A 23,958-nucleotide genomic window follows, 5' to 3' on the forward strand; every position below is an offset into this window, starting at 1 on the left:
CGCGTTCACCGTCCGCAGGGCCGTCCCGGGTACGCGTCGCTCTCCGGCACCCCGGCCGCCCGCATCCGGCGCAGGACCTCGTCCAGGACGTGGTCGTCGATGTCCACCGGGAGGTTGAGCTCCCGGTCGAAGACCATCGTGTCCGGCTCCGGAGCCCAGATCACCCACCGCGGCGGCGAGGCGGGGGCCTCTCACAGCGGCGCGAACCGGTCGACGGTCCGCGCTGCGGCGTTCGGCGTGCTCACGGCTGCTCCTTTCCGGTGCGGCCGTCGACGTACGTCGCCACGACCTCGATGTCCCCGATGCGCGAGGTGTCGACGGCCCGGGGGTCGTCCCCGAGGACCACCAGGTCGGCCCGCCTGCCGGGAGCGAGGACGCCCGCGCTGTCGTCCCAGTGGCAGGCGTGGGCGCCGGCCACCGTGTAGGCGCGCAGGGCCTCGTCGACGGTGACGGCCTCCTCGGGGCCGATCGGCCGGCCGGAGAGCGAGGTGCGCTCCACCATGAACTGGATCGCGCGGAGCGGGGATCCGTCGGTGACGGGGCGGTCGGAGCTGCCGACGAGCGCGACGCCGTGGTCGAGGAAGCCCCGCCCCCGGTACATCCAGGGTGCCCGCCGCGCCCCCATGACGTCGGCGTAGTCGTCGCCGAAGGAGCGGAGGAAGTGGGGCTGGACCACCGCGCTGACCCCGAGCCGGGCGAAGCGGGGCAGCTGGTCCGGCCGGATCAGTCCCGCGTGCTCGATGCGGTGGCGGGCGGTCGGGCGGGGGCGGAGCCGCTGCGCGCGTTCCAGGGCGTCCAGGGCGAGGTCGGCGGCGCGGTCGCCGATGGCGTGGACGGCGAGCTGCCACCCGGCGAGGTGCCCGTCGACGATGAGGTCCGCGATCCGTTCGGGGTCGTCCTGGAACTGCCCGGTGGTGGACAGGCCCTCGTACGGTTCGGTGAGCGCCGCCGTACGGGCCATCATGCCGCCGTCGGTGTAGATCTTGAGGGCCCCGAGGGAGAGCCAGTCGTCGCCGAACCCGGTGCGCAGTCCGAGGTCGAGGGCGCGCGGGATGCCGTCGTCCCGGTGGGAGTCGCGGGGGCGGAGGGTGTCGCCGGCCGCCATGACCTGGACGCGGAGGGGCAGTCGGCCCTGGTCCCTGAGGAGTTGGTACGCGCCGAGTTCGACGGGGCTGTGTCCGAGGAGGCCGCCGCCGATGCCGGCTTCGGCGCAGGCGGTGATCCCCTCGGCGAGGCAGGTGCGGCCGGCGCGTTCGATGGCGTCGGCGAGCTCCTCCTGGGAGTACGGCAGCCGCAGTCGCCGGACGGCGCTCATGGCGCTCTCGGCGAGGAAGCCGTCCTGGTGCGGGACCTCGGGCGGCAGGAGGTCGAGGACGGCGCTGCCGACGACGCAGGCGTGCCCGGAGTCGTGCATCAGGAAGATCCGGCGCCCCTGGGCGACCCGGTCGATCTCGGCGGCGGTGAGGTGGCGGCCCAGGGACCGCTGGTCGTAGCCGGCGACGTCGACCCAGGCGCCGGGGGCCCGCCGGGAGGCGGCCTCGGCGATGACGGCGAGGACGTCCTCGACGCGCTCGCAGGGGGCGATGCTGGGGGTGGCGGCCTTGAGTCCGGCCCAGGCGAGGTGGACGTGGCTGTCGATGAAGCCGGGGAGCACGGTGGCCCCTTGCAGGTCGACGACCTCGCGGGCGGGGAGGTGGGCCACGGCCTCGTCGAGTCCCAAGATCCGGCCCCGCCAGATGCCGAGGTCGTGGGCGACGGGATGGTCCGGGTCCATGGTGAGAATGCGCGCGTTCGTCAGCCTGGTGCAGAGCATGGGTGGTCCGCGTCCCCTCGTCGGGTGGTGTCGGCCGTCACGGTTCGTCGGTCACGCCGGGCGTGACGGTGCGTCAGGTGGTTCTGGCCATCACGGTGTCGTGGCCGGCGGCCCCGCCCCCGTCCGGGCCCTCGACGGGCTCCGCGGCGTCCCCGGACCGGGCGGCCGCTCCGGCGGAGGCGTACCACGCGGGCGCGGCGGGGACCATCAGCGGTGTGCCGGTCTCGGGGTCGGGGATGATCCGGCACGGCAGTCCGAAGACGTCCTCGACGAGCTCGGCGGTCATGACCGAGCTCGGGTGTCCCTGGGCCGCGATGACGCCGCCGGGCCGCATCACGATGAGGTGGGTGGCGTACCGGCAGGCCTGGTTGAGGTCGTGCAGGACGGCGACGACCGTGTGGCCCTGCTGGGCGTGCAGTCGGGCGCAGAGGTCGAGGACCTCGACCTGGTGGGCGATGTCGAGGTAGGTGGTCGGCTCGTCGAGCAGCAGGATCGACGTCTGCTGGGCGAGGACCATCGAGAGCCAGACGCGCTGGCGCTGGCCGCCGGACAGGTCGTCGACGGGGCGTTCGGCGAGTTCGAGGACGCCGGTCCGGCGCATGGCCTCGACGACGGCGGCCTCGTCCTCGGCCGACCACTGCCGCAGCATGCCCTGGTGGGGATAGCGCCCGCGGGCCACCAGGTCGCCTACGGTGATGCCGCCGGGCGCGGTGGAGGACTGCGGGAGGAGTCCGAGGCGGCGGGCGACCTCGCGGGAGCGGTAGGAGGCGATGGCGGCGCCGTCGAGGTAGACCTGTCCGGCCTTCGGCCTGAGCATCCGGGCGAGCGCGGTGAGGAGGGTGGACTTCCCGCAGGCGTTGGGCCCGATGATCACGGTGAAGGAGTGGTCGGGGATGTCGACGGTGAGATCGGTCGCCACCGTGCGCTGGTCGTAGGAGAGGGTGAGGTGCTCGGCCCGCAGGCGGGGCTCCGCCGCGGAACGCCCGGGATCGCCCGCGGGGGACGTCGGCTCCGGTGCGGTGCGGGGGTGGTCGGCGGGGCGTTTCTCGGCAGTCATGCGCGGCTCTTTCGCGACTCGGAGACCAGCAGCCAGATGAGGTAGAGACCGCCGACGCAGCCGGTCGCCGTGCCCACGGGGAGGAGTGCGGGGGCGAAGAGCCGCTGGACGGCGAGGTCGCTCAGGGCGAGCATGACCGCGCCCATGAGGGCGGAGGGCAGGAGGGCGGGCCCGGACGATCCGGTGAGTCTGCGGGCCACCTGGGGCGCGGCGAGCGCGACGAACCAGATGGGTCCGGTGACGGCGGTGGCGAAGGCGGCCAGGGCGACGCTGATCACGAGGAGGATCGTGCGGGTGCGGGAGACGTCCACGCCGAGGGCCGTGGCGGTGGTGTCGCCCATCTCGACCATGGAGAGCCGGCGCGAGAGGAGGAGGGCGAGGGGCAGGAGCACGGCGACGGCGAGGCCGATGGCCTGTGCGTGCGTCCAGAGCCGGTTCCCCAGACTGCCGATGAGCCAGGCCTGTGCCTCCAGGGCCTCCTGGAAGGTGGCACGGGTGATCAGGTAGGAGTTGACGGCGAGGAGGAGGGCGCTGACGCCGATGCCGAGGACGACGAGGCGGAAGCCCTGGATCCCGCGGCCGATCATGAGGAGGTGGACGGCGAGGGCGGTGGCGAGGCCGCCGACGAGGGCGCCCACCGCGATCTGGGTCATGCTGCCGTGCAGGACGACGATGACGACGAGGGCGCCGACGGCGGAGCCGTTGGTGAAGCCGATGATGTCGGGGCTGCCCAGCGGGTTGCCGGTGATGCTCTGGAGGATGGCCCCGCTGACGGCGAGGGCCGCGCCGACGCAGAGCGCGGTGACGAGGCGGGGCATGCGGAGGGTGTTGACGACGAAGTCGGCGAGGCCGTTGCCGTTGCCGGTGAGGGCCTGGAGGACCTCGCCCACGGAGAGGTCGAAGTCGCCGGTGGTCAGGGTGGTGCCGGCGACGGCGACGAGCGCGACGAGGAGGGCGGCCGTCACGGCGACGGCGCGGCCGCGCACCCGCAGGGAGAGCGCGCCGGAACGGGTGCGGACCACCCGGCCGCCGACGACGCGGGGACGGTGCCCGGCGGCCGCCGTCCCCGGGCGGGGCGCGGTGCGGTCCCCGGCGTCGGGCGCGGAGGCCTTCGCCTCCCGTACGGCGGTCACAGCATCACCAGCTTCCGGCGGCGGCACAGGGCGATGAACAGGGGGGCGCCGACGAAGGCGGTGACGATGCCGACCTGCACCTCGCCGGGGGCGCCGAGGACCCGGCCGGCGATGTCGGAGCCGACGAGGAGGACGGGTGCGATCAGCATCGAGTAGGCGAACACCCACCGCTGGTCGGGGCCGACGACGAAGCGGGCGATGTGCGGCACGGCGAGGCCGATGAAGCCGATCGGTCCCGCGGCGGCGGTGGCGGCGCCGCACAGGAGCATCACGGCGGCGGCGCCGAGGGCGCGGGTCAGGCCGACGTTGACCCCGAGGGCCCGGCCCACCTGGTCGCCCATGGCCAGGGCGTTGAGCGAGGGCGCGAGGACGAGGGCGAGGACGAGGCCGGTGCCGATGAAGGGCAGGGACATCAGGACGATGTCGTGGTAGCGGCCCGCGAGGGAGCCGACGGTCCAGAAGCGGAACTGGTCGAAGGCCCGCGGGTCGAGCAGCAGGACGGCCCAGTTGAAGGCGTACAGCACGGCGGTGACCGCGGCGCCGGCGACGACGAGCCGCTCGGGGGAGGCGAGCTTCCGCCCCGAGGAGCCCAGCAGGTAGACGCCGACGGACGCGGCGGCGGCCCCGGCGAGGGCGAACCACACGTAGCCGAGGGGGGCGGCGATGCCGAAGAAGGCGATGGCGACGACGACGCCGGCGGAGGCGCCGAGGTTGACTCCGAGCATGCCGGGGTCGGCGAGGGGGTTGCGGGTGAGGGCCTGCATCAGGGCGCCGGCGAGGCCGAGGGCGGTGCCGACGAGGATGCCGAGGAGCGTGCGGGGGATCCGGTAGTCGTGGATGATCACCGAGGTCTCGGATCCGTCGGGGTGCCAGAGGGCGTCCCAGGTGGCCGTGAAGGGGATGCCCCGGGTGCCGACCCAGATGCTCAGGAGTCCGACGAGGACGAGCGCCGCGAGGCCCAGGACCAGCCCTAAGCCCCGGTACGCGTGGCCGGCGCGGCCGATGTGCGGCGGGCCCGTGGGGTCACCGGGTTCACCGGCCGTACCCGGGGTGCGTGCCCCGGGCTGCTGTCCCGACACCACCCGGGATTCGACGGACAACGACAACTCCCCCTGGCGGTGGTACAGATGTACGGCGCGAGCCCGTGGTGCGACGGACCGGGATCACGACTTAGGTGAGGCTAACCGAACCCTGCCGAGCGGTCAACGCGTCGAACAGGACCCGCGGAGCACTCCCGGGACACCCTGCCCACCGGCCCCGGGCGCCACACCACCCGAGCCGACGGTCAGAGTAGGCTTACCTAACCATCCCCTCCCCTCCGTGAAGGAGACACATGCCAACGGGCGTTCCTACGGGGGGACTTGTCCTCCGTCAGGCCATCAGAGGACAACGCCGCCGAGTGATCTCGGCATCCCTGCTCGGCATGACGCACCAGGGCTGCGAGGCCCTCGTCCCGGTGGTCATCGGCGCCACCATCGACACGGCCGTCGCCACCGGCTCCTCCTCGGCGCTGCTGAAGCTGCTGATCGTCCTCGCCGTGCTGTTCCTGGTGCTGTCGACCTGCTACCGCACCAGCGCCCGGATCGGCGAGGGGACCGGCGAACTCGCCGCGCACAAGCTGCGGCTCGACCTGGCGGCCCGGGTGCTCGACCCCCGGGGCGGCGCCGACGCCAACCGGCTCCCCGGCGCGCTGACCAGCATCGCCACCAACGACGCCCGGCGCGTCGGCTCCGTGGCCACCGTCATCTCGTACGGGGTGTCCGCGGTGGCCGCCCTCGTGATCAGCGCCGTGGCCCTGCTGAACATCTCCGTGCCCCTCGGCCTGCTCGTGCTGCTCGGCATCCCACCGCTCCTGTGGCTGGGACACCGCATCAGCCGGCCGCTCGAACAGCGCAGCGAGGCCGAGCAGGAGCGCGCCGCGCACGCCTCCGGCGTCGCCGCCGACCTCGTCACCGGGCTGCGCGTGCTCAAGGGGATGGGCGCGGAGTCGGCCGCCGTGGACCGCTACCGCACCACGAGCCAGGACTCGCTGTCCGCCGCCCTGCGCGCCGCCCGCAGCCGGGCCGGCCACGAGGGCGCGATCCTCGCCCTGACCGGCGTCTTCATCGCCGTGATCGGAGTGGTCGGCGCCTACCTCGCCATGGACGGCAGCATCAGCGTCGGCGACCTGGTGGCCGCCGTGGGTCTCGCCCAGTTCCTCCTCGGGCCGTTCCAGCTCCTCACCTACGTGAACGCCGAACTCGCCCAGGGCCGGGCGTCGGCCAAGCGGATCGCCGAGGTCCTCGCCTCCCCCGTCACCGTCGAGGCCGGGCACGACGTGCCCGCCGACCCCGCCGGGCACGTCGCCCTGCGCGGGGTGTCGCTCGGCTCGCTGCGCGGCGTGGACCTCGACCTCCCGGCCGGCAGCCTGACCGGGGTCGTCGCCCGGGACCCCGCCGCCGCCAACGACCTGCTCGTCTGCCTGGCCCGCGAGGCGGACCCCGCCGAGGGGGCCGTCGAACTCGACGGCACCCCGCTGACCGCGCTCGACCCCGACGAGCTGCGCCGCGTGGTCCTCGTCGCCCACCACGACGCCGACCTCTTCGAGAGCACCCTCCTCGACAACGTCCGGGCCGGGCTGGGGACCGCGCCGGACGACGGCCCGGACTCCGTCCGGCGGGCGCTGGAGGCGTCGGCCGCCGACGAGGTCGCCCGGCTCCTGCCCGACGGCGCGGACACCCTCCTCGCCGAGCGGGGCCGCTCGCTCTCGGGCGGCCAGCGCCAGCGCGTCGCGCTCGCCCGCGCGCTCGCCGCCGACCGGCCGGTCCTCGTCCTGCACGACCCGACCACCGCGGTCGACACCGTCACCGAGTCGCGGATCGCCGCCGGGCTGCGGGAGGTCCGCCGGGACCGCACCACCGTCCTCGTCACCACCAGCCCCGCGCTCCTCGCGGTGACCGACCGGGTGGTGGTCCTGGAGGACGGCGCGGTACGGGCCGCCGGCCACCACACCGAACTCCTCGCCGCCGACGCGACCTACCGAGCGGCGGTGCTGGCATGACGGCCACCGTCGACCACGACACGAAGGCGGGCGAAGGACGCGAGAGAAGGACGGACCAGACCATGGGCGGAACCAGCCCCGACCGCGAGCTCCTGCCGACCGCCACCGGCGCCGAGTCGCTCACCGCCCTCCGGGGCATGCTGCACGGCCACCGGCTCCTCGCCCTCGGGGCGATCGCGGTCCTGGTCGCGGGCACCGCCGTCGGTCTGCTCACCGCGCCGCTGCTCGGCCACATCGTCGACCTCGTGGTGGCGCACCGGGGCGCCTCCGCCCTCACCCTCCCCCTGGTCCTGCTCGTCGTCGTCGCCGTGGCGCGGGGCGCGGCGGCGGCCGTCGGCAGCACCCTCGTGGCCCGGCTGGGCGAGACCGTCCTGGCAGCCCTGCGGGAGCAGTTCATCGAGCGGGCGCTGCGGCTGCCGCTCGACCGGGTCGAGGCGGCCGGCTCGGGCGACCTCGTCTCCCGGGTCACCAGCGACGTGTCGATGATCGGCAAGTCGGTGCGGCAGGCGCTCCCGGAGTTCAGCCGCTCCGCCCTGACGATCCTGCTCACCTTCGTCGGCCTCGCGGTCCTCGACTGGCGGTTCCTGCTCGCGGCCCTGGTCGCCGCGCCGGTCCAGGTGCTCTCGGTGCGCTGGTACCTGCGCCGGGCCGCCCCGGTCTACGGCGAACACCGCATCGCCACCGGTGCGCTGCAGCACCAGCTGCTCGACAGCGTCGGCGGCGTCAGGACCGTCCGCGCCTTCCGGCTGAACGGGACCCACACGGGCCTCCTGGAGCAGCGGTCGGAGGCGGCGCGGGACCTGGGGCTGCGAGGCATCCACATCGTCACCGGCTTCTTCTCCCGGCTCAACGCGGCCGAGTTCATCGGCCTCGCGGCGATGCTCGGCACCGGGTTCGTCCTGGTGGACCGGGACGCGGTCAGCATCGGTACGGCCACCGCCGCCGCGCTGTACTTCCACAGCCTCTTCAACCCGATCAACGCGACCCTGTTCCTCCTCGACGACGCCCAGTCGGCGGGGGCGAGCTTCGCCCGCCTGGTCGGTGTCTCGGGACTCCCCGCCGAGCGGGCCCACGACGAACGGCACGACGTCTCGGACGGATCGGTCGAGGTGTCCGGGCTCAGCCACGCGTACGGCTCCGGGGCTCCGGTGCTGCACGGGGTGGACCTCCGGGTGCGCGCCGGGGAGCGGGTGGCGCTCGTGGGGGCGAGCGGTGCCGGCAAGACCACGCTGGCGAAGCTCATCGCTGGCGTCCACAGCCCCGCGGAGGGTTCGATCGCGCTCGGCGGGGTCGACGCCCGGGACCTGGGACCGGCCGGGGTCCGGCGCGCGGTGGCGCTCATCAGCCAGGAGGTGCACGTCTTCGCCGGGACCCTCGCCGACGACCTGCGCCTGGCCCGGCCCGGGTCGACCGAGGAGGAGCTGCACGCGGCGCTCGACCGGGTCGGGGCGCTGGAGTGGGCGCGGGGTCTGCCCGAGGGCCTGGACACGGTCGTCGGCGAGGGCGGGCACCGGCTGACGGTCACCCAGGCGCAGCACCTCGCGCTGGCGCGGCTGGTGCTGGCGGATCCGCCGATCGCGATTCTCGACGAGGCCACCGCGGACGCGGGCAGCGCCGGAGCGCGGGTCCTGGAGGACGCGGCCGCGCGGGCCCTCGAAGGGCGCACCGGGCTGCTCGTCGCGCACCGGCTGCCGCAGGCCGCGGCCGCCGACCGGGTCGTCGTGCTCGACCAGGGGCGGGTCGTGGAGACCGGGACGCACGAGGAACTCGTGGCGGCCGGCGGCCGGTACGCCGACCTGTGGGCCGCGTGGTCGGCCAGCCGCCGGGAGCCCGGGGAGACGGTGCCGCACCCGGCGGCGGACAAGGACGCCCGGGTCTCGCCGGCCGTCTGAGGACGGATCCGGAGGACGGAACCGCCCGAGGACACGGGCGTCCGCGCGGACGGGCGCCCGAGCACGGGGGCCGGAACGCCGAGGGGGCGGTACGACGAGAGTCGTACCGCCCCCTTCGTGCCGCCGGCGGGCCGGCGGCGGGCCGGTCAGTCCTGGGCCGCGACGAGGCTCGCCGGGCGCAGGTCGGTCCAGTGGGTCTCCACGAAGGCCAGGCACGCCTCGCGGGTGTCCTCGCCGAACACGGTCCGCCATCCGGCGGGGACCTCGGCGAAGGAGGGCCACAGCGAGTGCTGGTTCTCCTCGTTGACCAGGACCAGGAAGCGGCCCTGCGGGTCCTCGAAGGGGTTGGTGCTCATGCGTTCTCACTCCTCTTGTGGGTCACTCCGGACAGCTGGGACAGGCGCTGTCCGGCATCGTCCGCGACGGTGCGCAGCAGGGACTGCAGTTCCTCGGCGAGCCGGCGGGCCTTCGCCGGGCCGAGCCGGTCCAGGGCGTGGATCAGGCCGCAGTGCACGGGGCCCTCGCCCCGGGGCTCGTAGAAGCTGAGGGTCAGCTCCGCGCGGGTGGCTCCGGTCAGTACGGCGACCAGGTCGCCGACCCCGCCCTGGAGGCGTTCCAGGTCGGCCTGCTCGTGGTGGACCACCATCACCTGGGGTCCCTCCGGTCGCAGCCCGGCCGCGCTGACGACCTCGTCGAAGGGGACGTCCTGCTGGTCGAGGGCGCTCAGCGTGGTCTCCCGCACCCTGGTCAGGAGCTCCGCGAAGGAGGGGTCCCCCGCCGTGTCGGTGCGGAGCACGACCGTGTTCAGGAAGCAGCCGACGAGGTCGGCGAGCTGGTCGTCGCCGCGGCCGGCGACCATCGTGCCGATCGGCAGGTCGGTGCCCGCCCCGTGGCCGGTGAGGAGCGTCGCGAGGGCCGCGTGCAGCACCATGAACATGCTGGTGCCGGTGGTCCGCGCGAGCCGGTCCACGTCCGCGTGCAGCCGCTCGTCGAGCATGAACTCGACGACTCCGGCGGCCCGGCTCCCCCGCTGCGCGGGGACGGCGGCGGGCGCGTCGGCGGGCAGGGCGAGCTCGCGCGGGGCGTCGGCGAGCGTCCGTCGCCAGTAGGCGAGCTGGCGGCCGCCCCGGCTCTCGGGGTCGGCGGGGTCGCCGAGCACCTCCCGCGCCCAGCGCGCGTAGTCGCGGTATCCGACGGGCAGCGGGGCCCAGTCGGGGGCCCGGCCGGCCACCCGTGCGCCGTACGCGGTGGTGAGGTCGCGGAGGAGCGGGACCACCGACCACTCGTCGACGGCCAGGTAGTGCAGGGTCAGCAGCACCGCCTGCGCTCCCCCGCCGCCGGTGAGCAGCCGGGCCCGCAGCGGGGCCTCCCGCTCCAGGTCCGGTGCGGCGGCGGCCAGTTCGGCGAGCCGGGCGTCCAGGTCCGCGCATTCCTCCACGGCCAGGCCGGGGGCCCCGACGGGCCGGTGGACCAGGGCGCCGTCGACCTCGGCGAAGGCGGTGCGCAGCGGTTCGTGGCGGGCGGTCACGTCGGCGAGTGCCGCGGCGAGCGCGTCGGCGTCGAGGCCGCCGGGTGAGCGCAGGACCAGGGCGTGGTCGAAGCCGGGGGCACGCCGGTACGCCTGCCACTGCCGGCGCTGCACGGGGGCCGCCGGTGACTCCGCGCCGTCGCCGTCGCCGGGGCCGGCCGGGCGCAGGGCCGGACGGGCGGCGCCCGCGCCCTCCAGCTTGCCCGCGATGCCGGCGACGGTGAGGGCGTCGAAGACGTCGCGGATGCTCAGCTCGACGCCGAACTCGGCGCGGATGCGGCCCAGGAGGCGCATCGAGGCCATGGAGTGGCCGCCGAGGGCGAAGAAGCTGTCGTGGACGCCGACGGCGTCGAGCTTGAGGATCTCGCAGAACAGGTCGGCGATCCGCGCCTGCGTTTCGGTCGCGGGCGCGGCGTCGCCGGTCATCGCGGACCAGTCGGGGGAGGGCAGGGCCTTGTGGTCGAGCTTGCCGTTCGGGGTGAGCGGCAGCGGGCCGACGAGCGGGACGACGAGGGCGGGGACCATGTACTCGGGGAGCACCGCGGCGACGTGCGCGCGGAGTTCCTGCGGGTCGAGGGCCGGGTCCGCGCCGGGCTCGGGGACGGCGTAGCCGACGAGGCGGACGATGTCGCCGTCGCGGTCGGGCAGGACGGCGGCCTGGGCGACCGAGGGGTGGCAGGCGAGGGCGGCCTCGATCTCGCCCAGTTCGATGCGGAAGCCGCGGATCTTGACCTGGGTGTCGACGCGGCCGAGGAAGTCCAGGTTCCCGTCGGCGCGCCAGCGGGCCCGGTCTCCGGTGCGGTACATGCGGCTGCCGGGGATTCCGTACGGGTCGGCGACGAACCGTTCCGAGCTGAGCCCGGGCTGTCCCAGGTAGCCGCGGGCGAGGCCGCGTCCCGCGACGTACAGCTCGCCGATGACGCCCGGCGGGACGGGCCGGAGGCGGTCGTCGAGCACGTAGCAGCGGGTGTTGGGGTCCGGGCGGCCGATCGGCACCCGGCCGGTGGCCCGGCCGCCGTGCTCCCGCGCGGGCCACAGGGTGGAGTTGACCGTGGCCTCGGTGAGTCCGTAGGCGCAGATCAGGTGCGCGGTCGCGCCGAAGCGCTCGAAGAGGTCCGGCGGGACGGTCTCGGTGCCGACCAGGACCGTCGACCCCTCGGGCAGCCGGCAGCCGGGCGGCAGGGCCGACACCAGCGAGGGCGGCAGGATCATGTGGGTGATCCGCTGGTCGGCGAGGAAGTCGGTGAGGGCGGGTCCGGCGACCCGGGCCTCGTCGGTGATCAGGACGAGCCGGCCTCCGTGGCAGAGGGCCATGGCCAGTTCGAAGGCGAAGACGTCGAAGCCGATGGAGGCGAACTGGAGGACCCGGCTGTCGTGCTCCAGGCCCATCCGGTCGACGGCGGTGGCGACGAGGCTGGCGATGCCCTCGTGCGGGACGACGACGCCCTTGGGACGCCCGGTCGAACCGGAGGTGTAGATCACGTACGCGGCCTGGTCGAGGCCCACGGGGCCGCCGGAGGGGGCCGTTCCGGGCAGCGCGTCGAGTGCGGCGGCGACGTCGGGGGCGTCGAGGAGCACCACCGGGACGCCGCCCGCGGCGGGGATCTTCCCGGCGACGGGCTCGGTGCCGACCACGACGGCGGCGCCGGAGTTCTCGACCATGTAGCCGAGGCGGTCCTCGGGGTGGACGAGGTCCAGCGGCAGGAACGCCGCCCCCAGCTTCAGCGCGGCGACGACCGTGGCGATCATGTCGACCGAGCGCGGCACGGCCACGCCGACGACGCTCTCCGCTCCGACGCCGCGGGCGGCGAGCAGCCGGGCGATCCGGTTGGCGCGGGCGTCGAGCTGCGCGTACGTCACCGAGCGGGAGCGCTCGACGACGGCGACCGCGTCGGGGCGCTCGGCCACCCGGCGGGCGAAGAGGCCCGGCAGGGTCTCCTCGTCGACCTCGCGGGGCGTGCCGTTGAAGCCCTCCAGGACGAGCCGGTGCTCCTCCTCGGTGAGGATGCCGGCCTCGGACAGCGGCCGGTCGGGGGCCGCCGCCAGGGATCCGACCAGGCGGCCCAGGCGTTCGCCGATGCGCTCGGCGGTCTCCCGGTCGAAGAGCTCGGTGGCGAACTCCAGGCGGCAGCCGAGCGCGTCGCCCGTGCCGTCGGCCGAGGTGTGCTCGGTGAAACTGAACACGAGGTCGAACTTGGCGGTGCCGACGCCGTACGGCAGGTAGCCGGCCTCGGCTCCCGGCAGCCGCAGGGCCTCGTCGGTGCGCGCGTGGTAGCCGACCATCACCTGGAACAGCGGGTTGCGGGCGAGGGAGCGGGTGGGGTTGAGCTTCTCCACGACGGCCTCGAAGGGGACGTCCGCGTGGGAGAACGCGGCGAGGTCCGTCTCCCGCACCCGGCCGAGGAGTTCGGTGAAGGTGGGGTCCCCGGCGAGGTCGGTGCGGAGCACCAGGGTGTTGACGAAGAAGCCGACCAGATCGTTCAGGGCCTCGTCGCCGCGTCCCGCGATGGGCGCGCCGAGCGGGATGTCGGTCCCGGCGCCGAGCCGGTGGAGCAGGGCGGCCACGGCGGCCTGCGCGACCATGAACATGCTGGCGCCGGTGGAGCGGGCGAGCCGTCGCAGGTCCTCGTGGACCGTGCGGTCGAAGGCGATGTCGAGTGCGGCGCCGGTGAAGGCCGGGCGGGCGGGCCGCGGCCGGTCGGTGGGCAGCTCCAGTTCCTCGGGGGCTCCGGCCAGGACCGTGCGCCAGTGCTCCAGCTGCCGGGCAGCCAGGCTCGCGGGGTCGGCCGGGTCGCCCAGAAGCCTCTGCTGCCAGAGGGCGTAGTCGGCGTACTGGACGGGGAGCGGCTCCCAGTCGGGCGCGGTGCCCGCGAGGCGGGCGGTGTAGGCGGTGGTCAGGTCGCGCAGGAAGGGGCGGTCGGACCACTCGTCGGTGGTGATGTGGTGGAGCAGCAGGACGACGACGTGGTCGTCGGGCGCCACCTCCGCGACGGTGGCGCGGATCGGCAGCTCGGAGGCGAGGTCGAACGGCCGCCGGACGGCGGCGTCCACGATGCCGGGGATCTCCTCCTCGGTGGCCCTCAGGTGCTCCACGACCGGGGCGGCGGAGCCGGCGGGGAGGATCCGCTGGTAGGCCCGGCCGTCGCTCTCGCCGGCGGCGAACAGGGTCCGCAGTGCCTCGTGGCGGTCGGTGACGTCGGCGAGGGCGGCGCTCCACGCGGTGCGGTCGAAGGTGCCGCGCAGCCGCATGACGAGGGGGAAGTTGTAGGCGGCGGAGGTGCATTCGATCTGCTGGATGACCCAGAGGCGCTGCTGGGCGTGGGAGAGGGGCAGTTCGGCGGGGCGCTCGGCGGCGACGAGCGCGGGGCGGGCGGCGCCGCGGGCGGCGGCCGCCCGCTCGACGAGTTCGGCGACGGTCGGCGCCTCGAACAGGTCGCGGATCGCCAGCTCGGCGTCGAGGGCGGTGCGGGCCCGGCTGACCAGGCGGGTGGCGAGGAGCGAGTGCCCGCCGAGGTCGAAGAAGTCGCTGTCGACGCCGACGTTCTCCGCGGCCAGGCCGAGGACCTCGGCGAAGAGCCCGCACAGGGTCTCCTCCTGCGGGGTGCGGGGCGCCCGCCGCGGGCCGGAGGCGGTCAGGTCGGGGGCGGGCAGCGCCTTCACGTCGAGCTTGCCGTTGACGGTCAGCGGCAGGGCCGCGACGGGCACCAGGGCGGCCGGGACCATGTAGTCGGGGAGGCGGGACCTGAGGTGGTCGCGGAGCCGCCGGCCGAGGTCGTCGTCCTCGCCGCCGGGCGCCGCGGACTCGCGGACGAAGTAGCCGGCGAGGCGCTTCGTCCCGGCGGACTCGTGGACGACCACGGCGGCGTGGGCGACCTCGGGGTGCTCGGACAGGGCGGTGGAGATCTCGCCGAGTTCGATGCGGTAGCCGCGGATCTTGACCTGGTCGTCGGTGCGGCCGAGGAAGTCGAGCAGGCCGTCGGGGCGCCGGCGCACCAGGTCGCCGGTGCGGTACATGCGCTCGCCGGGCTCGCCGAACGGGTCGGCCACGAAGCGTTCGGCGTTCAGCGCGGGCCGGTCGTGGTAGCCGCGGGCGAGGCCGGTGCCGGCGATGTACAGCTCGCCGGGGCAGCCCGGCGGGACGGGCCGCAGCATCGTGTCCAGGACGTGGGTGCGGGTGTTGCGGATGGGCCGGCCGACGGTCGGGCCGGCGCTCTCGGCGGTGGAGCCGCCGAGGGTGTTGATCGTGTACTCGGTGGGGCCGTACAGGTTGTACCCGTACGTGCCCTCGGTGCGCCGCAGCTGCGTCCAGACGGTGTCGGAGACGGCCTCGCCGCCGAGCAGGACGAGGGCGGGGCGGTGCCTGCCCGTGGCCTCGTCCTGGGCGAGGAGGCCCTCCTCGATGAGGAGCTGGGCGTAGGTGGGCGTCACGTTGACGACGTCGACGCGGTGCGCGTCGCAGTAGGCGACGAGCGCCTCGGCGTCGCGGCGGAGGTCCTCGTCGCAGACGTGCACCTCGTGGCCCTCGACGAGCCAGAGCAGCTCCTCCCACGACATGTCGAAGGCGAAGGAGACGGTGTGGGCGATCCGGAGGCGCCGGCCGCCCGCGGAGGCGATGGCCGGGTCGAAGATCTCCTTCTGGTGGTTGAGCTGCATGTTCGTCAGGCCCCGGTAGGGCGTGACGACGCCCTTGGGACGGCCGGTGGATCCGGAGGTGTAGATGACGTACGCCGGGAACTCCAGGCGGTCGGGCACGCCGCGGGCGAACGCGGGCCGTTCGGCGTCGGTGACCTCGTCCCCGGACAGCGCGGCCAGCTCGGCGAGCACGGCCGGGTCGTCGAGGAGGACCTCGGGCGCGACGGGCCCGTCCTCGCCGCGCAGGGTCGGTGCGACGGCGGTCGTGGAGACCAGGCAGAGCGGTCCGGTGTCCTCGGCCATCAGGCGCAGCCGGTCGGCGGGATGGTCGAGGTCGAGCGGCAGGTAGGCGGCGCCGGTTCGCAGGACGGCGAAGAGGGCGGCGACCATCTCGATGGACCGGGGCAGGGCGAGTGCCACGACCTGCTCGGGGCCCGCGCCCCGGGCGAGCAGCAGCCGGGCGAACCGGTTGACCTGCGCGTCGAGTTCGGCGTAGGTGAGGGCCCGCCCGCCGAAGACCAGGGCGACCTCGTCCGGGGTGCGGGCCGCCTGGGCGGACAGCATGTCCGCGACGGTCTCGTCCGGGACGGGCTCGCGGCCCGACCGCCGGGCGGCGGCCAGGGCGGCGCTCTCCTCCGGGAGCAGCAGGTCCAGGCCGACCGTGCGGGCCGACGCGGCGGCGGGGCCCGCGAGGGCCTCCCCGAGGCGGTCGAGGACGGTGGTGAACCGGGTGAGGAGGGTGCCGGCGGCGGTCGCGTCGAAGAGGTCGGGGCGGGCGGCCAGGGTGACCTTCAGCCGGGCGCCCGGGGTGACGATCAGGGTGAGCGGGAAGTGGGTGCCGTCGACGTTGGACACCGCGGTGATGCCGTGGCGTGCGCGGAGGGCGGCGGCGCGGTCCTCGCCGTCGGCCGAGCGGAGCACGAACAGGGTGTCGAAGAGGCGGCGGTGGCCGGTCTCCTGCTGGAGCGCGCCCAGGCCCACGTGCTCGTACGGCATGACGGCGGCGCGCTCGGACTGCATGCGGCGCAGCAGCGCGAGCAGGGGTTCGTCCGGGGCGAAGGCGACCCGTGCGGGCACCGTGTTCAGGAACATGCCGATGATGCCGGCCACGCGGGGGACCTCGGCGGGGCGTCCGGCGACGGCCGTGCCGAAGGCGACGTCGGCGCGTCCCGTCACGGCCGAGAGGACCAGGGCCCAGGCCGCGTTGAGGACGGTGTTGAGGGTCAGTCCGTGCTGCCGGGCGACGGCGCGGAGCCGGTCGCCGGCCTCCCGGGTGAGGAAGGCGTCGAAGTCGACCGGGATGACGGGGCCGGTGTCGCGGCCGGTCGGGGCGAGCAGCGTCGGTTCGTCGAAGCCGGCCAGGGCTCCGCGCCAGGCGTCCAGGGCGGCCGCGGTGTCCTGGGCGCCGAGCCAGGCGAGGTGGTCGCGGTACGAGCCGGCCTCCGGGAGGCCGGCGGCGTCGCCGGCCCGCTCGTAGAGCGTGAACAGCTCCTCCAGGAAGAGCCAGGCGGACCAGCCGTCCCAGAGGATGAGGTGGTGGGTGACGACGAGCTTGTCGCGGCCGTCGCCGAGGCGGATGAGGAGCAGGCGGCAGAGGGGCGCGGCCGAGAGGTCGAAGCGCTGCCTGCGGTCGGCGGCGAGGAGCTCCTCCGTGCGGGTGCGCTGCTCCTCCTCGGTCAGCCCGGAGAGGTCCTCCTCGACGAGCGGGATCTCGGCCCCGTCGACGATGAACTGGACGGGGCCGGGCAGGCCGTCGCTGGTGAATCCGGCGCGGAGGCCGGTGTTGCGGTCGAGGAGGGTGCGGCAGGCCGCGCGCAGCCGGTCGGCGTCGATCCGGCGGTCGAGGTCCAGGGTCTCCTGGGACTGGTAGACGTCGAGGGCGTCGCCCGTGTCGTAGGTGGCGTGGAAGTACATGCCCTCCTGGAGCGGGGAGAGCGGCCAGACGTCGGCGACGGGGAGCCCGGCGGCGGCGTGGACGCGGGCGGTCTCCTCCGGGTCGAGGTGCGGTCCGTCGAGCGGGGCGGGCGCCGGGGGCTCGGGGGCCGCGGGCGGCGTCGGCGCGGCGGCGGTGAGCTGGTCGAGGAGGGCCCGCAGGGCGGGGTCGACGGCGGCGCCGGACTGCTGCTGGAGGGCGAGGACGGCCTGGAGGGCGGCGGCCGCCTGGCCGGCGTCGGAGGCGGAGACGGTCACGCCGTCGGAGTGCACGGGTACCTCGGTGGAGTCGGGTGCCGGGGACGCCGCGGGGTCCCCGTGGGGGGCGGCGGCCGCGGCGAGGGCGGCGGGGGTGCGGTGCTCGAACACGTCGCGGGGGCTGAGGGCCAGGCCCTCGTCCCGCGCCCGCGTGGCGACGGCGATGGAGCTGAGGCTGTCGCCGCCGAGGACGAAGAAGTCGTCGTCGACGCCGGTTCCCGGGACTCCGAGGACCTCGTCGAAGATCGCGCAGAGGGCGCGCTCGCGGTCGTCGCGGGGTGCCCGGCCGGCGGCCCGGGGCGCGGCCTCGGGGGCGGGCAGGGCGTTCTGGTCGAGCTTGCCGCTGGGCGTCAGCGGCAGTTCGGCGAGGACGACGACGGCGCTCGGCACCATCGCGGCGGGCAGCGCCCCGGCGAGGGCGGCGTGCAGGTCCTCGGGGGCGGGGGCGGCGCCGGGGACGGGTACGGCGTAGCCGACGAGGGCGCCGTCGCGGACGATCACGGCCGCGCGGGCCACGCCGGTCAGCGCGGCCAGGGCGGTCTCGACCTCGCCCGGTTCGACGCGGTTGCCGCGGATCTTGACCTGCCGGTCGGTGCGGCCGAGGTACTCGACGGCGCCGTCCGCCCGGCGGCGCACCAGGTCGCCCGTGCGGTACATCCGCTCCCCCGGGGCGCCGAACGGGTCGGCGACGAACCGGTCGGCGGTGAGGGCGGGCCGGTCGTGGTAGCCGCGGGCCAGCTGGACGCCGGCGAGGTAGAGCTCTCCGGCCACCCCCTCGGGGACCGGGCGCAGGAACGGGTCCAGGACGTGGAGCCGGGTGTTCCAGACGGGCCGCCCGATCGGCACGGCCTGTTCGGTGCTCCCCTCGTAGGGGAAGTACGTGACGTCGACGGCGGCCTCGGTGGGGCCGTACAGGTTGTGCAGCGGGACGGGCGGGCGCCCGGAGCGCGCGGTCAGCTCCCACCAGCGGCGGGCGTCGGGTCCCTGGAGGGCCTCGCCGCTGCAGAACACCCGGCGCAGGCTCGCCGACCAGTCGGGGGCGTCCGGGGACGCCTCCATGACCCGGACGAACGCCGCCAGCATCGAGGGGACGAAGTGGGCGGTGGTGACGCCGCGTTCGGCGACGAGGCGGGCCAGGTACTCCGGGTCGCGGTGGCCGTCGGGGCGGGCGAGGACGACGGTGGCGCCCTCGGCGAGCGCCCAGAAGAACTCCCACACCGACACGTCGAAGCTGGACGGGGTCTTCTGGAGGACCCGGTCGTCGGCGGTCAGCCCGTACGCGCCCTGCATCCAGGCGAGCCGGTTCACGATGGCGCGATGGGTGACGGCGACGCCCTTGGGGCGGCCGGTGGAGCCGGAGGTGTAGATGAGGTAGGCGGGGTGGTCGGGTCCGGAGGCGGGCGCGGGGGCGTCGGCGGGGGTCTCCGCCGGTTCCCCGGCGTCCACGAGGAGCTGTTCGAGCCCGGCCTCGGCGGGGAGGCGACCGGCGGCACCGGTGGTCGTGACGACGAGCCGCGCGCCGGAGTCGGCGAGCATGAACGCCACCCGGTCGGCGGGGTAGTCGAGGTCGAGGGGCAGGTAGGCGGCGCCCGCCTTGAGGACGCCGAGCAGCGCGACCATCAGTTCGGCCGAGCGCGGGACGGCGACGGCCACGTACCGCTCGGGTCCCGCGCCGCGGGCCCGGAGGCGGCGGGCCAGCGCTTCGGCCCTCCGGTCGAGTTCGGCGTAGTCGAGGGTGGTGTCGTCGAAGACGACGGCCGGGGCGCGCGGGGTGCGCGCCGCCCGGTCTCCGATGAGCGAGGTGAGCGTGGTTTCGGGGACGGGGTGGGCGGTGGCGTTGAGCTCGGGGAGGTGCGCGCGCTCGCCGGCGGACAGCAGGTCGGTCCGGGCGACGAGGCGGTCGGGCTCGGCCACCAGGGTCCGCAGCAGTGCGGTGAAGCGGTTGGCGAGGACCGCCACGGCGACCGGGTCGATCCGGGCCGCGTCGTGCTTGAAGCGGAGCAGGAGGCCGTCCGCAGTGGGCTCGACGATCAGCGCGAGGGGGTAGTGCACCGCGTCGAACACCTCGGCGCCGGTGACGAGGGGAGCCGGGTCCCGGTCGGCGGTGCCGCCGGGGTAGTTCTCGAAGACCACGAGGGTGTCGAAGAGTTCGCCGCCGCCGGCGGTCCGCTGGATGTCGGCGAGTCCGAGGTGCTGGTGGTCGAGGAGCGCCGCCTGCTCGTCCTGGACGCGGCGGAGCAGCTCGGTCAGCGTCTCCTCGGGACGGAGGGTGACGCGGGCGGGGACCGTGTTGATGAACAGGCCGACGGCGGCGTCCAGTCCGGCGACCTCGGTGGTGCGGCCGGAGACCGTGGTGCCGAAGACGACGTCCCGGCTGCCGGTGAGGCCGCCCAGCAGCAGCCCCCAGAGTCCGTGGAAGACGTTGCTCAGGGTCAGTCCGCGGGCCCGGGCGCAGCTGCCCAGCGTGTCGGTGAGGTCGCGGGGCAGGCGGGTGTCGACGTGTTCGGGGCGGGCGGGCTCCTCGTCCGCCGGGGCGGCGAGCGCGGGGAGCCGGGTCGGGCCGTCGAGGCCGGCGAGCGCCTGCCGCCACGCCTCGCGCGCGGTGTCGCGGTCGCGGCCGGCGAGCCAGGCGAGGTACGGCTGCGGGGCCGGGGGCTCGGGGAGCGCGGCGCCCCGGTGGGCGTCGGAGAGTTCCCGGAGCAGGACGGCGACCGACCAGCCGTCGGCGACGATGTGGTGGAGGGTGAGCAGGAGCCGGAGGCGGCGGCCGTCCCTGACGAGGGTGGCGCGCAGGAGCGGCGGCCGGTCGAGGGCGAAGCGCTCGGCGCGGTCGGCGCGGAGGATGTCCGCGAGCTCCGTCCCGGCGGTGTCGGCCTCGCGCCACGGCAGGGTCACCCCGTCGGCGATCCGCTGGACGACCTCTCCGCCGGGGAGCTGGCGGAAGGAGGCGCGCAGCAGCGGGTGGCGGTCGAGGAGGTTCTGGAGGGCGCTGCGGAGCCGCTCCGGGTCGGCGTCCTCGGCGAGGTCGAGGAGTTCCTGGACGACGTAGAGGTCCTGGGTGCCGTGGTCGAACTCCGCGTGGAAGAAGAACCCTTCCTGCAGCGGGGAGACCGGCAGGGCGTCCTGGTCGAGCTCCGCCTGGCGGGCCCGGGGCGACGCCGCGGGCTCGCCGGCGGTCCTGGCGAGGGCCGCGACGGTACGGCTCCGGAACACGTCGCGCGGGGTGAGGGCGAGCCCGGCCGCGCGGGCGCGGTTGACCAGTTGGATGGCGACGATGCTGTCGCCGCCGAGTTCGAAGAAGCTGTCGTGGACCCCGACCGCCGGCAGCCCGAGGACCTCGGCGAAGAGGCCGGCGAGGGTCGACTCGGCCGGGGTGGTGGGGGTGTCGGCGCCGGTGAGGGAGGTCCAGCGGGGCTCGGGCAGGGCCCTGGCGTCGAGCTTGCCGTTGGGCGTGAGCGGCAGCGGTCCGTCGAGGACGACGACCGCGCTCGGCACCATGTGGTCGGGCAGGCCGTCCGCCACGCGTGCGCGTGCCGCGGTCACGGCGGCGGCCGGGTCCGCACCGACGCCCGGCCCGGCGGCCGGGGAGGTCGCGGTGGCCGGGGAGGTCGCGGTGGCCGGGGAGGTCGCGGTGGCCGGGGAGGTGTCGGGCCCGACGGCCGGGGTCGTACCGGTGGCCGTGCCGGTCACGGTCGCCGGCGAGCCCGTACCGGTGGCCGAGCCCGGCCCGGCGGCCGGGGCGGTCGCGGTGGCCGGGGCGGTCGCGGTGGCCGGGGCCGAGCCCGGGGCCGAGGCGGTCCCCGTGGCCGAGCCGGAGCCCGCGCCCGTGCCGGTCCCGGCCTCGGGGGCCGTCGCACGGTCGGTTCCGGCGGCGGGGGCGGCCGACGCCTCCGGGACGAGGTAGGCGACCAGGCGCTTCGCCCCGCGGTGGTCCTCGCGGGCGAGGACGGCGGCCTGGGCGATCCCCGCGCAGGCCATGAAGGCGCTCTCGATCTCGCCCGGTTCCACGCGGTGGCCGCGGATCTTGATCTGGCCGTCCGCCCGGCCGAGGAACTCCAGGTTGCCGTCGGCGCCCCAGCGGACCCGGTCGCCGGTCCGGTACATGCGGGTGCCGGGTGCGCCGTACGGGTCGGCGACGAACCGCTCCGAGGTGAGGGCGTGGCGGCCGAGGTAGCCGCGGGCGAGGCCCCGCCCGGAGACGTACAGTTCGCCCTCCGCCCCGACGGGGACGGGCCGGAGCGCCGTGTCGAGGACGTACGCGCGGGTGTTGGGGTCGGGCCGGCCGATGGGCGCGGGCCCCGGGCGGTCGGGGTCGGCGAGCCAGAGCGTGGAGTTCACGGTGGCCTCGGTGAGCCCGTACGCGACGACGACCCGGAGCCGGTCGCCCCAGCGGGCGATCAGCTCGCTGGGGACCGCCTCGGTGCCCACGACGAGGACGGCGCCCGGCGGGAGTTCGCACTCCGGCGGGAGCGCGGAGACGAGCGAGGGCGGCAGGATCATGTGGGTGGCGCGGTGGCGGGCGATGTACTCGGTCAGCGCGGGGCCCGCGACACGGCGCTCGGCGGGGACGACGATGATCCGCCCGCCGACGCAGAGCGACATGATCAGGTCCCAGACGGTCACGTCGAAGCCGACGGAGGCGAACTGGACGACCCGGCTGTCGGCGGTGACGCCGATGCGGTCGGTGGCGGTGGCGATGAGGCTGCCGACGCCGTCGTGGGAGACGACGACCCCCTTGGGGCGGCCCGTCGAGCCGGAGGTGTAGATGACGTAGGCGGCCTGGTCGAGCGCGACCTCGGGCGCGGGTCCGGCCGGGGTCGCGGCGGCGAGGGCCGCCTCGGTGTCCGGGTCGTCGAGCAGCAGGCGCGCGACGCCCGCGGTGTCCGGGAGGGCGGCGGCGAGGTCGCGGACGGTGACGACGGTGCGGGCCCCGGCGTCGGACAGCATGTAGGCGATGCGGTCCTGCGGGTGGTCCGCGTCGAGCGGCAGGTAGGCGGCGCCGGCCCTCATCACGGCGAGCAGGGCCGTCACGAGCTCCGGTGAGCGGGGCAGGGCCACGCCCACCACGTCCTCGGCTCCGACGCCCCGGGAGCGCAGGAGGCGGGCGAGCCGGTCGGCGGCCTCGTCGAGGGCGGCGTACGTCAGTTCCCGGTCCTCGCAGACCAGCGCGACGGCCTCGGGGCCGCGGCGGACCTGGCGCTCGAACGCCGCGGGCCAGGACAGCTCCGGGGTCTCGCGCGGCGAGACGCCGAACGCGTCGAGGAGGAGGCCGCGTTCGTCCTCGGAGGTGAGCTCGATGCGGCCGACGGGGCGGTCCAGGTCGTCGGCGAAGGCGTCGAGGAGGGCCAGGAAGCGGCGCTCGTGGTCGGCGAGGACGGCCGGGTCGCAGACGTCGGCGTCCGCGTCGAGGTGGAGGGTGTGCCCGCGGCCGTCCTCGCCCTCGGCGAAGCCGAAGGCGAGGTCGCTGACGGGGCCGAGCCACTCGGGGCGGAGTTCGGCCCGGTGGTCGGCGAAGCGGAGGTCTTCCGAGCGGGGCAGGATGTTGACGGTGGGGCCGACGAGTTCCGGGACGCCGTCGACCAGGCCCAGCTCCCTGGCCAGGTCCTCGGCGCGGTAGCGCCCGTGGGCGAGGGCGTCGGCGACGGCGCCGCGCACCTGGGCGACGAGGTCGGCGCCGGTGGTGCCGGGGTGGACGGCGAGGCGCAGCGGGAGGATGTTGGAGACCATGCCGGGGACCGTCGCGGAGACCTCGTCCGCGCGGGCGGCGACCGGCAGGCCGAGGACGAGGTCCTGTTCGCCGCGGGCGCGGTGGAGGTAGGCGGCGACGGCGGCGAGCAGGACGCGGGAGGTGCGGACGCCCGCGGTCCGGGCCGCGGACTCCAGGCGTCCGGCGGTCTCGGGGGACAGTTCCGCGGTCCGGCGCAGGCGGCGGGTCATGGGGGCGGCGGCCCGGTCGACGAGGCGTACGGGCTCGGGGCGGCCGGCCATCCGCTCCAGCCACCAGGCGCGGTCGGCTGCGTGCCGGTCCGAGGCGCGGTAGGAGCGGTCGGCGGTGACGAGCCGGGACAGCGACCAGTCGCGCGGCGCGGCGGCGTCCCCCGCGGTGTACAGCTCGCCGGCCCGCCGGGTGATGAGCGAGACGCCCATCCCGTCCACGGCGATGTGGTGGTAGCGCTGGCACCAGACGACGCGGTCGTCGGAGAGGCGCAGCAGGGTGTGGGCGAAGAGCGGGTCGAGCGCGAGGTTCACGGGCCGGTCGCGGTCGGCGGCCACCCACGCGGCGGCGGCCTCGTCGGGGTCGGCGGCCTCGCGCAGGTCGACGACGGCGAGGTCGACGGGGTGGGTGCGGGTGCGGGGCGTCTGGCGGGGTCCGTCCTCGCCGGGGGCGATCCGCACGTGCAGGCACTCGGCCTCTTCGACGGCCTGGCGGACGGCGGCGCTCAGCCGGTCGAGGTCGACGGCTCCGCGGAGGTGCAGCGCGAACACGATGTTGTAGGCGGAGCTGTCCGGTTCCAGCTGCTGGGCCAGCCAGATACCGGCTTGCCCGCCGGTGACGGGGAGGCCGGAGGGGGTGTTCCGGTCCGACGGCTCGACGTCAAACATCGTACGAAGTGGCCTTTCCCTGGGGGTGCGTGGCAGGCGGGTGGCGACGTGAGCCACCGGCGGCGCGGCG

General features: G+C 75.6%; 9 protein-coding genes. 2 read left to right on the forward strand and 7 right to left on the reverse strand.

What is annotated here, in order from left to right; genetic code table 11:
- Window positions 1-5: 5 nt before the first annotated feature.
- The 5 genes from ACY0MR_RS04215 to ACY0MR_RS04235 all read right to left on the reverse strand — a co-directional run bounded on the left by ACY0MR_RS04215 (window position 6) and on the right by ACY0MR_RS04235 (window position 5,109).
- On the reverse strand, window positions 6-164 hold the full coding sequence (locus ACY0MR_RS04215; protein ID WP_451061117.1) for a hypothetical protein: 159 nt from the start codon (window positions 162-164) through the stop codon (window positions 6-8).
- 77 nt (window positions 165-241) lie between these two features.
- Complete coding sequence (locus ACY0MR_RS04220; protein WP_473559175.1) at window positions 242-1,813, reverse strand: amidohydrolase; 1,572 nt, start codon at window positions 1,811-1,813, stop codon at window positions 242-244.
- A gap of 73 nt (window positions 1,814-1,886) precedes the next feature.
- The gene (locus ACY0MR_RS04225; protein ID WP_392863853.1) at window positions 1,887-2,870 is read right to left on the reverse strand and encodes an ABC transporter ATP-binding protein; all 984 of its coding nucleotides are present in this window, start codon (window positions 2,868-2,870) and stop codon (window positions 1,887-1,889) included.
- Complete coding sequence (locus ACY0MR_RS04230) at window positions 2,867-4,003, reverse strand: FecCD family ABC transporter permease (protein WP_473559177.1); 1,137 nt, start codon at window positions 4,001-4,003, stop codon at window positions 2,867-2,869. Before ACY0MR_RS04230 ends, ACY0MR_RS04225 begins: the two co-directional genes overlap by 4 nt.
- A complete protein-coding gene (locus ACY0MR_RS04235) occupies window positions 4,000-5,109 on the reverse strand; it encodes a FecCD family ABC transporter permease (RefSeq protein WP_404078713.1) in 1,110 nt (369 codons plus the stop codon). Before ACY0MR_RS04235 ends, ACY0MR_RS04230 begins: the two co-directional genes overlap by 4 nt.
- Window positions 5,110-5,336: 227 nt before the next feature.
- On the opposite strand from ACY0MR_RS04235, the gene ACY0MR_RS04240 reads away from it, so the two are divergent.
- Together ACY0MR_RS04240 and ACY0MR_RS04245 are read left to right on the forward strand one after the other, a co-directional pair.
- A complete protein-coding gene (locus ACY0MR_RS04240; protein ID WP_392863856.1) occupies window positions 5,337-7,043 on the forward strand; it encodes an ABC transporter ATP-binding protein in 1,707 nt (568 codons plus the stop codon).
- Window positions 7,040-8,935: an ABC transporter ATP-binding protein gene (locus ACY0MR_RS04245; protein ID WP_392038813.1), complete on the forward strand. Its 1,896-nt coding sequence runs from the start codon at window positions 7,040-7,042 to the stop codon at window positions 8,933-8,935. Before ACY0MR_RS04240 ends, ACY0MR_RS04245 begins: the two co-directional genes overlap by 4 nt.
- Window positions 8,936-9,081: 146 nt before the next feature.
- Here ACY0MR_RS04245 and ACY0MR_RS04250 read toward each other — a convergent pair whose 3' ends face one another.
- Window positions 9,082-9,291, reverse strand: coding sequence for an MbtH family protein (locus tag ACY0MR_RS04250; protein WP_361858890.1), 210 nt, complete (start codon window positions 9,289-9,291; stop codon window positions 9,082-9,084).
- Window positions 9,288-23,888 carry an amino acid adenylation domain-containing protein gene (locus ACY0MR_RS04255; protein ID WP_473559181.1) on the reverse strand — a complete coding sequence of 4,867 codons (14,601 nt, stop codon included), beginning with the start codon at window positions 23,886-23,888 and terminating at the stop codon, window positions 9,288-9,290. Before ACY0MR_RS04255 ends, ACY0MR_RS04250 begins: the two co-directional genes overlap by 4 nt.
- Window positions 23,889-23,958: the final 70 nt, after the last annotated feature.

The sequence above is a fragment of the Streptomyces sp. JN8 genome (genome assembly GCF_055808075.1).